We start from the raw sequence: 13,479 nt of genomic DNA on the forward strand, positions 1-13,479 counted from the left end.
TCGGCTATTGGGGGCTCTCTTCTACGGATTGTCACCACCTCCCCATCTCGTCCAGCAGCATCCGCCACTCGTCCTGCTTCAGGTTGGTGCTGCTGGCGAAGTCGGTCTCGGGGGGGAGCCGCTCAAGCAGTTCCTGCGCCTGCTTGACGGTCAGCCGCGCCTTGATCGGGTCGCGCAGGCGCCGCCAGCAGAGCGAGATCTCTACCAGCGTCTCCAGCACGAACGGCTGGTCCTGATACAGGGTAGAGACGTTCGAGTACATGTCGATCGCGTCCTTGTAGCGCTCCAGGTCGAAGAGCACTGACCCCTGCATCATGTAGCAGTTGCGCAGCATCGCACGCGAAAGGTCGTCGATAGCGCCCCCGAGCGTGATTTCTTTTTGCACCGCGCTGTACAGCCGCAGCGCCTCGCTCAGGCGCGCGTGGGCCAGCTCCCGCGCCTTTTCACGCTCGGCCAGCGCGGGGGCGTCGACCGCCGCCGCCATCGGGGCCGCCGCCGAGTGGCGGTATGACTCGGCCGTGAGGTAGCGGGCCAACTGCGCCTCCTGCGATCCCGGGTACCGCAGCACGTACTCTTCAAGCTTGTCGGAAGCCTCGGCGTGCCTGCCCTGCTCGTGCAGCAGCCGCCCCAGCTCCAGCAGAGAGTCTCGCCACTCGGCGCTGCGGGGGGCCAGTGTCCCGCCGACCAGGTTGTCACGCAGCAACGCCTCGGCGCGCTCGCTCTTGCCGCGGGCCTGGTAGGCGCGGGCGCAGTCGAGCCGCGCCTGATAGCTAGCGGCGTCGTTGGGGTAGAACTCGATGCACTCCTCCAGCGCAGCAATCGCGGCGTCGGTCGATCCCAGCCCGAGCTGCGCCTGCCCCATCCGCAACAGCGCCTGTGCGCCGCGTCGTTTGGTCTCCTCGTTCAGGTAGCGACGCAAGATCCGCGCGGCGCTGGTGAAGCTGTGGCCGCTCAGGTAGGCCTCCGAGGACCGCCACAAGTACTCGGGGTACTCGGCCGTGGCGTAGCGGATCTCCGCGAGCCGTTCGTAGTTCTGCCCGGCCTCGCGGAGGCGCCGATAGCCCTCGTGTTGGGTCGGCTCGTCGGGGGCCGCCAGCAACGCTTCGCCCCAGGCCGCCAGCGTGTCGGCGCGCAACTCGGCCTGTTCGCCCGGCTCAAGCAGGGACCCCATGTCGCCTAGTAGGGAGATCGCGTCCTCAAATCGGCCCGCCCGCACCAGTTTGGCGCCCGCGTCGATCAAGCTCTTCCGCAGCTCGTGCTTCGGCGCCAGCTCGCTGCGGATGGTCGGCACGTCGGCCAGCAGCAGCAGCGACCGGCGGTACGACTCCGTTGCCAACGCCTGGTTGCCGGCCGCGAGGGCCATGTCGCCTTCGGCGATCGCGGCGGCCACCGATTCTGCGCAGGCGCCGAAGCTCCGCCGCAGAACCTCGTAGCTCTGCTGCGCTTCGTCGGGGCGTCCCCGCAGCTCCGCCACCCGGCCGGCCAAGAGCCTGGCCGCCCGTGTCGGGCCCGTTGCTAGCTTGTCCAGCGATTCTGCACGCTTGATCTCTTCAACGGCTAGTTCCAGCAACTCGGCGCGCTGCGGTCCCTCGGCGGCGCGGGCGGCGCCGATTTGCGCGGCGGCCCGGGCCACCGCCCGGCGGGCGGCCAGGTCGGGCGGAACCTCGTCGGTCAACTCCGTCAGCGCCTCGCTGTAACGCGAGAGCGCGTTGAGCGCCTCCGCCTTGCGGAGCTTCGCCTCGACACGTTCTGGGTCGTTCGGGTCGGCCCCTTCCTCCGAGAGGATGCGATCCAGCCGCTCGATCGCTTCTGCGTAACGCGGCGGGGAAGAGAAAAAGTAGGATTCTGCAATCAGCCGGTTCGCGAGCTGCGGCTCGGTGCAGCCCAGCTCGATCGCTTCTTCGAGCGCCTCCTTCCCTTGCTCTAGCTGATCACTCTCGACCAGGCTGAAGCCCAGCAGGAACGCCGCGTCGGCCTCACGCTCTTCCGGGAGCCCAAGGATCTGCGCCTGCTGCAGGTAGCGGGCCGCGGAAGCGTAGCCGTTTTTTCTTCGTTCGGGGGACCACTCTGCCTTGGCGCGTGCGGCCTGCGAAGCCCCCAGCACGTACAGCACCCCGCCCGGCGGGCCGTCGGTTGGCTCGAGACTGCCGTGCAGTTGGTCGGCGATCAGGCCGGCCGTCTCCCATTCGCCCTCGTCCAGGGCGCGGAGGGCCCTGGGGAGCGTGAGGGCCTGCCGCTGGAGCGCCAGCCTGGCGGTCGCCAGCCACGCCACGATCGTGCCCAGCACCACCGCCCCCAGCGTCGCGGCGATCGCTAGTTGACGCATCCGGCTTGCGCCGGCCCAGGCCCGGGCGCGGGAGAGCAACCCCGGCCGGCTAGGCGTTGGTAGCGCGTCGGGCTCTTTCATCGGCGCCTCGTGTCGCTGCGATCGTGGAAACGCGGTCGCTTCTAGCGACCCTGCGACGCCGGAGTCAATCGCGACCCGCGGCACGCGGCGCCGCCGCTCACAAAGCTAGCATCAGCGGGCGAGCGGGGTCGGAAGGAACGTTTCCTGCCGCACGCCGAGGCGGTCTTCGCTCCCCAGGTAGAACAGGGCGGCGCCCACCTGCGCGGTCGACAGCACCTCGGCGCCCCCGGCGTGGTAGCTGGCGGAGACCTCGTCGATCGGGTCGGCAAGCGAACCGCTCACGACGGCGACCTCGGGTGAGCACCACGCACAGAACCCGGGGGGGTCGCTCCGCGGGCTGCCGTGGTGGGGCGTCATCACCACCGTGCAGTCGTACTTTTCCTGCGCCACCACCTGCCGCATGCCGGCGCCCTCGAGGTCGCCCGTGAGCAGGACCCGGGCGCCGCCGTACTCAAGCCCCAAGACGACGCTGTTTGCGTTGTCTGTATCGATCACCCCCAAGGCGGTGGGGTGGAGCAGTTCGCCCGTGAGCGGACCGATCTTGATTTGTTCCCCCAGCTCGACGGTGCGTATCGGCACGCCGCGAGACTTCAGCAGCCTGCGGAGCTCTACCGGCGCCGAGGCGTCGGTCGGGTCGTCCCAACGCGGGAACATCACGGACGAAACCAGCGTCGCGCCGATGCTGAAGCGTTCGGCGAGTTCGGGGACCGCGTTGAAGTGGTCGATGTCTGCGTGGGAGAGCACCAGCACGTCGATCCGCCGCTCGCCCCGGCTCCAGAGGTACGCCGCGATCGCCTCCGCCGCTCCCTCTGGGGAGCTGAGCGCGCCGGCGTCGTACATCAACACGCCCCCGCCGGGGGGGCGGACCACGACGCACGCGCCGTGGCCGACCGAGAGGAACGCGACCTCCGTCTCATCGCGCAGGGTCTCCTGCCACGCGGCCGGCAAGAACGCCGCGGCGAGCCACACCGGCGCCCCCCAAACGGTCAGTCGCACCAGCCCGGGCGATCGGCGCCCGAAGTAGGCAAGCGCCACCAGCCCGTAGAACCCGGCGATCCACCAGCCGTAGGGCGCCGGCGACCAGAAGTGGCTGCCGGGGGTGCGCTGCGCGACGCCCGTCGCCCAGAGCAACGTCCAGGCGGCGTGGTCGCAGAGCCACGCCAGCGGCGCGCCGAGGCCGAGGGGCCCCAGCAGCACCAAGCCCAGTCCCCCGCCGATGCAGGCCACCACCAGCGGCATCGCCAACAGCGTCAACGGCAACGCAGCGGGCGACACCAAATGAAAGCTGCTGAGCACCAGCGGCGCCGCGATCATTTGCACGACCAGCGTCGCGGCGAGCAGGCGCCAACCCCACCGGCCGATCGCGTGCACGCCGCGCACCGGCCAGGGACGCACGCTCGCCAGCAACCGGTCCAGCGGGTCGATCGGCTCGCGGCGGACGATCGCTTGCCCGAACGCCAGCAGCACGGCGGCCGTGAGGAAGCTGAGTTGGGTGCCGACGCGGAACAGCTCGCTGGGATTGATCACCATCACGATCAGCGCCGCCGCGCCCAACGCGCTCCAGGACAGCAGCGGCCGGCCCAGCAGGGCCGCGACGCAGAACAGTTCGGCAAACACGGCCGCACGCACCACCGGCGGCCTCCCCCCCGCCACCACGGCGTAGGCGGCCACGACCGCCATCACCAGGGCGATCGACCAGGCCCGCCGCGCCAGCCCCAGCCGCAGCCCCAGCAGCACCACCGACGCCACAATGCCGGTGTGCAGACCGGAGACAACCAGCACGTGCATCAGCCCGACGCGGCGGAAGGCGTCGGTCGTTTCGTCGCTCAGCCCCTCGAGCTGGCCGAACAGCATGGCCGCGGTGAGCTCTGCCTCCTGGCCAGAGAGACTCTGGCGGACCGCGCCGGAGAGCCAGCCGCGGGCGGCCTCGACCGTTCGCTGGACCCCGAACAGAGAGCCGCTGCCGAGCACCGACACGCACTCCGCCGACTCTGCCCTCAACAAGCAGAGCCTGCGATGGCCGCGGGCCTCGCCGGCGGTGTCCTGCTGCCCCGGGTTCATCGGCGGCAGCGGGCGGCGGAGCTGGGCGAACACCCGCAACCGATCCCCCGCGGCGATCGACTCGACCGAGCCGTCGATCGTGAGCGAGCAGAGGCCCGATGCGTCTACCCAACCCGCCCCGTCGCGCAGGCGGCTGACCGCGACGGTGAGCGTCGATAGATCGTTCTCCGGGATCGCGCGGTAGGGAGAAGGGGGCCCGGCGGGCCGGAGCACCGGCCCCTCCACCACCAACCCTTCGATCGCGACCGGCTCGACGCCGTACGAGGCGTATCGTCCCAGCTCGTGATGGCCAAACCGCGACCAGCACAAATCGCCCCAACCGCCGGCCGCCGCCGCGATCGCGGCTACGAGCGCCCACGCTGCGAGCGCCGTGTGCGCGGTCGCAAGCAGCCATCGCCAAATCAAGAGCAACAAGACGGCTGCTATTAGCCAGACGCCGGCGCCCGGCCCCAGCACCCGGTCGCTGCCCACGCCGACGGCCATCGCGACCGCGGCGACCACCATCGAAGGCAGCACCGGCGCGGCAGCGTCGCGGCGGTCGCGCAGCAGCGCAAGCGGGCGGGGCAGGGGGGCGGCGTTGGGCATCGAAGGCGGGTGAGAACCTCCTGCTACAGCCGGCCAGCGGGGGTGTGGCGCCGCAGGTCGGCGACCGCGTCGGCCGCCGCAGCGGCCACGCAGTCGGTCCAGTGTCCCGAGGCGGCTCGGTCGACGTACTCTGACCGCTGGTAGGCAAAGATCACGCCGCGCGAGCTGTTCACCACGGCGCCCAGCCCGTCGGCCGCGAAGCCGGCCGCTACGTCCGCGGCGGTTCCTCCCTGGCTGCCGTAACCGGGGATCAAGAACCACACGTGCGGCATCAGCTCTCGCAGCTCTGCTAGCTGCCGCGGGTAGGTCGCCCCCACCACCGCGCCGACGGCGCCGTAGCCGCATTCATCGAGCGAGGCCACGGCAAGCGACTGCACGTGGGCGCCAATCGATTGGTAGAGCGTCTGGCCGTCCGCCACGCGATCTTGCCAGAGGGCGCCGCCCGGGTTCGAGGTCTTCACGAGCACGAACAAGCCGGCGCCCCGATCGGTCGCGACCTCCACAAAGGGGTCGAGGCTGTCGTCTCCCAAGTAGGGGCTGACCGTCAGCGCGTCGCCCCCCCAGGCGCTCCCGCGGCCGAGCCAGCCGCGTGCGTACGCCTCGGCGGTCGACCCGATGTCGTTCCGCTTGCCGTCGACTATCACCGGCAGGCCGGCAGCCCTGGCCGCGGCGATCACGTCGCCCAGGGCCGTCATGCCGTGCGGGCCCAGCTCTTCAAAGAAGGCGACCTGAGGCTTGATCGCGGCCGCGTGGGGCTCGACCGCCCCGATGACCCCCAGGGAAAACTCGCGGAACGCCGCGGCGCGCTCGGCCAGGCCGTCGCCCCCCTCCCGCAGGGCCTCCGGGAGCTGGTCCCAGCGCGGATCGATCCCCACAACCAGCGGAGACCGCTTCTGCTGCACCGCCCGGGCCAAGTCGTCACTAAATCCCATGCCTACCGCCACCCTGATCAGCCATTGCCAGCACCCCGCCCGTCTGCGATAAGTTAATCAGCGGGCACGCGCCGGCCTACCCACCGAGTAGGCATTTTTTGCGATGCGAGCCTCGCTGATCGGGCCGTGGCGCAGTCTGGTAGCGCGTTTGACTGGGGGTCAAAAGGTCGCAGGTTCGAATCCTGTCGGCCCGACTTGTTGGAAACTCGCCTCGCTGGAAAACCAGTGGCGTACGCTAGTTAGCGTAACCTGCCGGTGGTCGGCAGAGCGGCTGCTTCCCTGGCGTGGGAGCGGCGGGGTTGTCCCCGCTATTGTCTGGCGGTTGCTGTGCGGTTATTCCCACAGGGCCGCTTCGGCGACGATCCCCGGGCCGAAGCCGAGCATCACCGTTGGCCCCGGCGCCGCTGTCTGGCGGAGCCGTGCGAGTAAGAACAGCACCGTGGCGCTCGACATGTTGCCGTGCTCGCGGAGCACGTCTCGGGAGACGCCGGTCGCTGCGGGGGGCAGCCCAAGGGCGCGCTCGACCGCGGAGAGGATCTTCGGTCCCCCCGGGTGGATGGCCCACGAGCCGATCGATGCGAGCGAGTGCCCTTGCGACTCGAGCCACCCCGTTAGCCAGCCGGCCAGGTGCTTCTCGACCAGCCCCGGCAGCTCTGCGGAGAGCGCCATCTCGAAGCCGTGGTCGCGGACGCGCCACTTCATCAGGTCGGCCGAGTTGGGGAGCACCTGCGAGCCGGTCGCCTTGAGTCGCCACCCGCACGCCTCTTGCCGCGGCGGCTGCGCAGGACGGCCCGCGCCGACCAGCGCGGCAGAGCCGTCGGCGAATAGCGCGTTGCCGACCAGCCGCTCCGGGTCCCAGCCGTAGGCGTAGTGCAGCGAGCAGAGCTCGGTCGCCACCAGCAGGATCACGGCCCCGGGGTCCGCCGCGGCCAGTCCGCGCACCACGCGCAGGCCGTTGATGGCGCCGTGGCAGCCCATGAAGCCGACGTTGACCCGCTCAACGCCGGGCGAGAGCCCGAGCGACTGGACGAGCGCCAGATCGACCCCCGGCGCCTCGAAGCCCGTGCACGACACGGTGACCAGGTAGCGCACGCGCGACGGCGGGCAGTCTGCCTGCTGGAGCGCGGCCGTGGCGGATTGGGCGGCTAGCGGGGCCGCGTGCTGCTCGTACAACGCCATCCGTTCGGCGAGCGTTGGGCCGTTGGGTGCCGCTTCCCACTGGTAGGCGGACTCGGGCGGAACGCACGTCGCGCGCGTGTCGACCCCCGACCGTCGGTACAGCATCTCGGCGAGCCGCGCCTGTTTCGGGGTTTCGCAGCAGAGCCGGCGGACCATCTCTAATGCGGTGTCGGCCGACAGCGTATGCGCGGGGACGGCGCTTCCGACTCCGGCGATTTGGAAAGACAAAGTGGGAGGCCTCGGTGGAACGAACGGTTGCAGCAGGAACTCGACGCGGCGCTAAGGAGCGACGACAGGACTCAAATCGAACCACTGAGGTCTGTGATTAACCCGCTGTTTGGGGCATCGGATCGATCCGCCGCAATACCGGCGCCGCGAACCACGGCGCCGCGCTGAGCACGCCCACAACCAGCGGCGTCGCGTAGCGGCCGCCGACTAGATCGCACACCACCCGGCAGCGCGACTGCCAGCGGCCGATGGTCGCGTGGTGGCGCCGCTGCCAGTCGCTCACGGCTTGTGGGCGCCAGGCGTCGATCGCGCGATCTGCAATGGGCTCGACCTCCAGCGCACTGCGTAGCGCCCAGCCGATCCCTTCGCCGGTGAACGGCTCGACGTACCCCGCGGCGTCGCCGATCAACAAGACCCGCTCGGCGCCCAGCCGGGCCGGCCGCTGGGTGAGTGTCGGCACCGCGGACCAGTCGCTCTCCGCCAGCCCAGCGGGGGTCGGCAGCCCGCAGGACTCCAGCACCCGGTGCGCAAGCCGGCCCAGGGAACGCCCCACCTGCGCCACGGCGTCGGGGGCGAACGCGGCCGCGATGTCGAGCCGACCATCGGGCAGCCGGGCGACGCCGACGTAGCCCTCGCCACGCCGGCCGGAGGCCATCACGACCCGCCCCGGCGGGTAGTCCCCGTGCGGCGCGTCCAGCGTCACGCCGGCGCCGATCCGGCTTCCCGGGCGGCGGATCGCCGGGATCGCTTCGTCCGGCGGCGCCAAACTTGAGGCGCCCAGCCCCGCCGCGATCAGCACCACCCGGCAACGCAGGCTCGCGCGGCCCGCGTGGGGGTCGTGGATCAGCACTCCGCGGAAGTTGTCTTCGATCGCCCCGACCATCGCCCGGCCCCCCTCGATGACGGCCGCTCCCGCGGCCCGGGCGTGGGCCAGCAACGCGGCGTCAAACGTCTCGCGGGCGATGGCTTGCCGCTGCCGCAGCGGCAGCACCGCGTGGCGACGGCCGCTGTGGATGCTGACGCTGGTGAGCGGCGAGCCGGCGACCGAGAGCGTGCCCAGCGACAGGCCCGCCTCGCCCAGGGCCGACAGGCCGACGCTCCCCAGGCACCCGCCGCAGACCTTCGGACGTGGGAAATGCGCCTTGTCGATCAGGAGCGTGCGCCGCCCCCGCTGTGCGAGCCGCGCCGCGGCCAGCGAGCCGGCGGGGCCGGCGCCGATCACGCAGGCGTCCCACTCGGTTCGGTCCCATGAGGCGAGGTTTGGCATGCAGGGCTATTTAAGACTCTCGGCGCCAAACGGCAAGCAAACGTTGCGGCCATTGCCGTCCGACACGCACCCCATGCAGCCCGGCTTCGTTGGCCAATTGGCGGAACTCTTCGATCGTAAACGCTCCCTCGACCGACCGTGGGCCGTCGACATGCACGATCGGCGACCGGGTCAGCGTTCGGCACGCGGCCTGGGCGAGCCAGTAGCCGGCGGTCGAGCGACGCAGGTCGCTCACGATTACCGCCACGCGGGCGGCTTGGGCGAGCTGTTTCAGGAGACGCGCTGCATCTGCTTCGGGCAGGTGGTGCAGGAACAGCGTACAGGTCACTACGTCAAAGTCGAAGGGCAAAGGCCCTTGGAGCGCGTCGGCGACCGAGTAGCTGACGGCCGTCCCCGGCGGCGTGTGTGCGCGGGCCCGTTCGACGGCCGTTGGGCTGATGTCGACCCCGTGCAGCGAGAGCGCCACCCCGGCCCGCCGGCCGTGCCGCCACAGCCCACGGGCGACGTCGCCGCCGCCACACGCGACGTCTAGCACCCTCAGCCGGTCGCCGCGACGGACGCCGGTCGCCTTGCGGATGGCGCGCCACAGCGACGGGGCGGTCCGGCTAGCGGCGTTGATGCGGTTGAGCCCCCGAAGCGCGGCCGCGTGGAGCCGCGGGTCGATCTCGGGATCGTCCATTAGCTCCGGTTGCAGCCGACGATGGCGGAGCGACCGGCCGGAGACGATTGAAATTGGCAGGAACAACGACTCGCTCCGGTGATGCGTGATTCCATGGCATTACAACAGTCCGAAACGCGAGCCGGAAGCGTCAGCGCCCGGAGGTCGATCGCATGCAAACCTCCGGGCGCTGATGCTTCCGGCTCACGCAGCTCTGCAACCTGCCGTTCCGCAATCCTTCTAGCTGACGTCGAACCCGTCTGCCCCGTCCAGCTCCCACACCGTCCGGTAGGCGCCGGCTTCTTGAAAGTAGTCCAGCAGTTGCGAGTAGAACGGGTGGCGGCCCAGCGTCGCGCTGTCGCCGATGGCCCGAACCGCCCGCCGTGCGCGTGTCAGGGCGACGTTGGTGCGGCGGACCTCGCCCAGGAAGCCGATCTCCCCCTCGGCGTTGCTGCGAACGAAGGTGAGGATGACCGCCTCCTTCTCGCGACCCTGGAAGCCGTCGACGGTGTCGATCTCGAGCCCTTCGATCGGCAGCCGACTCCGCAGCAGGCGGACCTGCGCCGCGTAGGGGGCGATCACGGCGATCTGGCTCGGCTCAACCCCCGCCGCCATGAACTGCTCGACCTGGCCGACCACCCACCCCGCCTCGCGCGGGTTGCGTTTGCTCTCGCCGTCGGGCTCCAGCTCTTCTTCCCAGCCGGCGCCCGCGGTGTCCCAAAACTCCAGCACCGGCGGGTCCTGGTCGGCGCGCTTCACCCCCGGCAGGTCGGCCAACCGGTGGCTCTTGACCGACAGGTCCGCCACCAGGTCGCCGTCGTAGAACTGGTCGCTCGAGAACCGCATGATCGACTCGTGCATCCGGTACTGCACGCGCAGCCGCTGGAAGACCGGCGCGCCGAGGCTCTCGATCAGCCGCTCCATCGGGCTGACGCGGAACCCTTCTCGGGCCGCGTCGAGCGAGAGGATCGTCGGCGGCAGCTGGCAGTGGTCGCCGGCCAGCACCAACCGGTCGCCACGCAGCATCGCCTGCCAGAGGGCGGGCTCCGTGGCCTGGCAGGCCTCGTCGATCACCACCAGGTCGAAGCGCCGGTCGCCCAGCAGCTCTTCGTCCAGCGTGAGCGTCGTGCAGACCACGTCGGCGGAGCTGAGCACCTGCTGAACGATCCGGCGTTCCATCATCCGCGCCTGCTGGCGGAGGGTGCGCGCCTCGGCGTAGTGCCCGCTGCCGCGGTTGTAGGCGCCGCGCCCACGCGAGGGCTTCTGCGCCTTACGCATCAACGCCTCGGCCTCGCGGTGCATGCCGCGGACGATCGCCATGGAGGGGTCGCCCTCCACCAGCTCGTCCAGCGTGTGGCCGCGGAGCGCTTCGAACACACGCGCCGGGTGTCCGACCCGGATCACCGTCGGCGTGTGCTCGACAAGGCGCTCTAGCAGATTGTCGACCGCGGTGTTGCTGGGCGCACAGGCGAGCACCTTAGCGCCGGCGCGGACCGCTTGGAAGACCACCTCCGAAAGAGTCGTGGTCTTCCCGGTGCCGGGGGGGCCGTGCAGGATGGCGAAGTCGCGGGCCGAGAGGGCGAACCGCACCGCTTCTTCTTGCGGCGGGTTGAGCCTCGCCAAGAACTGGACCGCCGGCGGCGGGTCGAAACGCGGTTCGCGCAGCCCCAGCAGCCGGTCGCGCAGCGACCGCTGGCCGCCGTGCAGCAAGCGGGCTCGGGCCATCGCCGAGAGCTGGCGCAGACGCGTCTTCTCGTCGGGGCAGAGGTCGACCGCAAACCGCTTGCCCTGCGGCCACTCTTCCAGCGCCACCTGGAGGAAGGTTGACCCGCGTGCGCTGACCACCCCGGACAGGCCCTTGTCGTGCGGGTTGTCTTCTTGTGAGACCACCACGGGGGAGCCGACCTTGAGGCGGTGCATCGGCAACCGCTCCGAGGCCGGCTTGGCGAAGTCGATCAGATGGCGCCCCCCCAGGCCGGGCCGATCGTCCGCGAGCCGCAGGTTGACCAGGGTCTCGCCGCTGCGTTCGGGGTCGCCCGAGCGTTTGGCGAGGCGGCGTTCGGCCATCCGCTGGCGCTCTGCCTCTCCCTCCATCTCGAGCCACCGCTCGAGCTGGTCGAAGTACTTGTCCGGAGTCTCCCAAGCCATCCCGCACTCGGCCGCGTTGTGTCGGTAGAACAAGAACCGAAGCCCGCCGCCCAGCCGGCCATCGAACCGGCATGCTAGTTGGCCAGCGGTCGCGAAGATAGCCTTTGCCGGCGCCCCGGGGCCGCGCGTTGCGCCGGTTGTGCCGGTCGCAGCGGCGTGCCGGGGCCCGGCCCGGCTTTTCTTTCTGGGCCGCGGCCTTCTTGGCCCGGTCTGCGTGCTAGCCTTGGAGGCCCCCGAGCCGGACGCTCACCCCAGGGGCCCCGGAGTCTCACGGAGGAAGATTCGCGTGGAAGGCGCCACGTACTACCGCCATCTCTGCGTTGTCGCCCTGATCGTCTCGGCGGCGGCGGGCTGCTCGTTTTCTCGCAGCAGCACCGTCTGGCGCCCCCCCGTGATCGCGGCCCCCGAGGCCAACTCGCCCGACGCGGCAGAGCAGTACTTCGCTGCGGCCGTGCGATCGCAGCAGGACGGCGACCCCGCTTGCGTCGACTACTACTATCAGTCCGCGGCATACGCCTGGCGCGGCGTTGATCGCGGCGTCGCCGTGGGGCAGCCCGTCCCCCCGCGGACAACTGAGCTCTACAACTCGGCGCTGGCGCAGCTCCTGATCACCGCGCAGGAGTTTGGCCGGTGGAACCCCCACAGCGGGATCACGATCGTCACGGCCGCGGGCCCGATGGTGGCGCCGGCTCGTTTCGAAGGCTTCTTGTGGAGCCCCGGGGCGTTCGAGTCGCTGGCGCCCTGCGGCCAGTACGAAGACCCCAACCTGCTCCACCAGCACCGCAGCCCGGGGCTGGGCGTTACGCTGGTCGCGCAGCGGCAGGGCTCCGACCCCGAACCGTTCACGCGTCGCGATGGTGTGTTTGCGGCCACGGCCCTGCTGCGGCCTTGCGAGGGAGGGGCGAGCTTCCAGCTCGACTTCTTTGATCCGCTGCGGGTGTCGACCACGTACGTCGCGGGGCGCCAGGTCGCCATCGCGCGCGACATTAGCGCGCCGTTCGCGTACGCGGGCAGAGTGGTCAATCGTCAGTGGCTGGACGAGTTCATCCGCCCCGACGCGGCCAGCGCCCGCGACGGGCTGTTCATGATCGAGCCCTTTCAGCCGGACAAGATCCCCGTGGTGTTGGTGCACGGCCTCTTGAGCGACCCGGAGACCTGGGTGACTATGACCAACGAGCTGCGCGCCCAGCCGGGGCTGAACGACCGCTTTCAATGGTGGGGTTTCCACTACGCCACGGGGGAGCCCTTCCTGGCCAGCGCCGCGGCGCTGCGGCGCCAATTGACGCAGCTCCGCCGCGTCTACGACCCGGCCCGGCGCGACCCGGCGCTGTCGCAGATGGTCATCGTCGGGCACAGCATGGGGGGTCTGGTGGCCAAACTGCAGGTGACCTCCAGCGGCGAATTGCTGTGGGACTCGTTCGCTACGCGGCCGCTGGCCGGTGTCCGCATGCCCCCCGAGGGGCGGCAGTTGGTGCACGAGGCGTTCTTCTTCCGCCCCTCGCCCGACATCACGCGCATCGTCTACATCGCGACGCCCCACTTGGGCTCAACCTGGGCGCGGCGCCCCGTGGGCCGATTGGCGTCCGCGATGGTCAAGCCTTCTGAGCAGCGCCACGCACAGTTCGAGCAGCTCGTCCGCGACAACCCGGGGCTGCTCCGCGACGACTCCACGGGCCGGCTGCCGACCAGCATCGACCTGCTCGAGCCCACCAACCCGCTGCTGGTCGCCACGTCGCAGCTTCCGATTTCTTCCAGGGTGACGTCGCACTCGATCGTCGGCCTGGGGAGGACCACCTGGACCGGCGAGCCGTCAGACGGCGTGGTGCCCGCCTCGAGCGCCCGGCTGTACGGGGTGGCCACCGAACGCGATGTCGACACGGTGCACACCCGGGTGCAGAAGGACCCCGTCAGCGTTACCGAAGTGGAACGCATCCTGCGGATCCACCTGACCGAGAACGCGCGATTGACCACGCAGGGCGCCGGCCGGCCCGGGTGGAAGTAGCCCCCCCGGGCG

The 13,479-nt window shown here is 70.6% G+C and carries 8 protein-coding genes and 1 tRNA gene; 2 read left to right on the forward strand and 7 right to left on the reverse strand.

Annotated elements, in window-relative coordinates; genetic code table 11:
- Positions 1–31: 31 nt before the first annotated feature.
- The 3 genes from Pla175_RS08025 to pyrF form a co-directional block, all read right to left on the reverse strand.
- Positions 32–2,407 carry a tetratricopeptide repeat protein gene (locus Pla175_RS08025; RefSeq protein WP_145282957.1) on the reverse strand — a complete coding sequence of 792 codons (2,376 nt, stop codon included), beginning with the start codon at positions 2,405–2,407 and terminating at the stop codon, positions 32–34.
- Positions 2,408–2,518: 111 nt separating this feature from the next.
- Positions 2,519–5,053, reverse strand: coding sequence for a ComEC/Rec2 family competence protein (locus Pla175_RS08030; protein ID WP_145282959.1), 2,535 nt, complete (start codon positions 5,051–5,053; stop codon positions 2,519–2,521).
- 23 nt (positions 5,054–5,076) lie between these two features.
- Entirely contained in the window at positions 5,077–5,985 is a 909-nt protein-coding gene (gene pyrF, locus Pla175_RS08035) for an orotidine-5'-phosphate decarboxylase (protein WP_145282962.1), read from the reverse strand.
- A gap of 120 nt (positions 5,986–6,105) precedes the next feature.
- Here pyrF and Pla175_RS08040 point away from each other — a divergent pair.
- Positions 6,106–6,179 (forward strand) — tRNA-Pro (locus tag Pla175_RS08040).
- A gap of 139 nt (positions 6,180–6,318) precedes the next feature.
- On the opposite strand, the gene Pla175_RS08045 is transcribed toward Pla175_RS08040, so the two are convergent.
- From Pla175_RS08045 to Pla175_RS08060, 4 genes are all read right to left on the reverse strand, one after another.
- Positions 6,319–7,392, reverse strand: a complete 1,074-nt coding sequence (locus tag Pla175_RS08045) for a type III polyketide synthase (RefSeq protein ID WP_145282965.1) — start codon at positions 7,390–7,392, stop codon at positions 6,319–6,321.
- Between the two features lie 97 nt (positions 7,393–7,489).
- The gene (locus Pla175_RS08050; protein WP_145282967.1) at positions 7,490–8,659 is read right to left on the reverse strand and encodes an NAD(P)/FAD-dependent oxidoreductase; all 1,170 of its coding nucleotides are present in this window, start codon (positions 8,657–8,659) and stop codon (positions 7,490–7,492) included.
- Positions 8,660–8,669: 10 nt separating this feature from the next.
- Complete coding sequence (locus Pla175_RS08055) at positions 8,670–9,404, reverse strand: methyltransferase domain-containing protein (RefSeq protein ID WP_145282969.1); 735 nt, start codon at positions 9,402–9,404, stop codon at positions 8,670–8,672.
- 153 nt (positions 9,405–9,557) lie between these two features.
- Positions 9,558–11,465, reverse strand: a complete 1,908-nt coding sequence (locus Pla175_RS08060) for an AAA domain-containing protein (RefSeq protein WP_145282971.1) — start codon at positions 11,463–11,465, stop codon at positions 9,558–9,560.
- 286 nt (positions 11,466–11,751) lie between these two features.
- On the opposite strand from Pla175_RS08060, the gene Pla175_RS08065 reads away from it, so the two are divergent.
- The gene (locus tag Pla175_RS08065; RefSeq protein WP_145282973.1) at positions 11,752–13,467 is read left to right on the forward strand and encodes a lipase family alpha/beta hydrolase; all 1,716 of its coding nucleotides are present in this window, start codon (positions 11,752–11,754) and stop codon (positions 13,465–13,467) included.
- The last annotated feature ends 12 nt before the right edge of the window (positions 13,468–13,479 follow it).

The sequence above is a fragment of the Pirellulimonas nuda genome (assembly GCF_007750855.1).
GTDB lineage: Bacteria > Planctomycetota > Planctomycetia > Pirellulales > Lacipirellulaceae > Pirellulimonas > Pirellulimonas nuda.

Excerpts from the sequence above, each read along its gene's own strand:
- Pla175_RS08025 (WP_145282957.1), bottom strand. The coding sequence starts at position 2,407 with ATGAAAGAGCCCGACGCGCTACCAACGCCTAGCCGGCCGGGGTTGCTC.
- Pla175_RS08030 (WP_145282959.1), bottom strand. The coding sequence starts at position 5,053 with ATGCCCAACGCCGCCCCCCTGCCCCGCCCGCTTGCGCTGCTGCGCGAC.
- pyrF (WP_145282962.1), bottom strand. The coding sequence starts at position 5,985 with ATGGGATTTAGTGACGACTTGGCCCGGGCGGTGCAGCAGAAGCGGTCT.
- Pla175_RS08050 (WP_145282967.1), bottom strand. The coding sequence starts at position 8,659 with ATGCCAAACCTCGCCTCATGGGACCGAACCGAGTGGGACGCCTGCGTG.
- Pla175_RS08060 (WP_145282971.1), bottom strand. The coding sequence starts at position 11,465 with ATGGCTTGGGAGACTCCGGACAAGTACTTCGACCAGCTCGAGCGGTGG.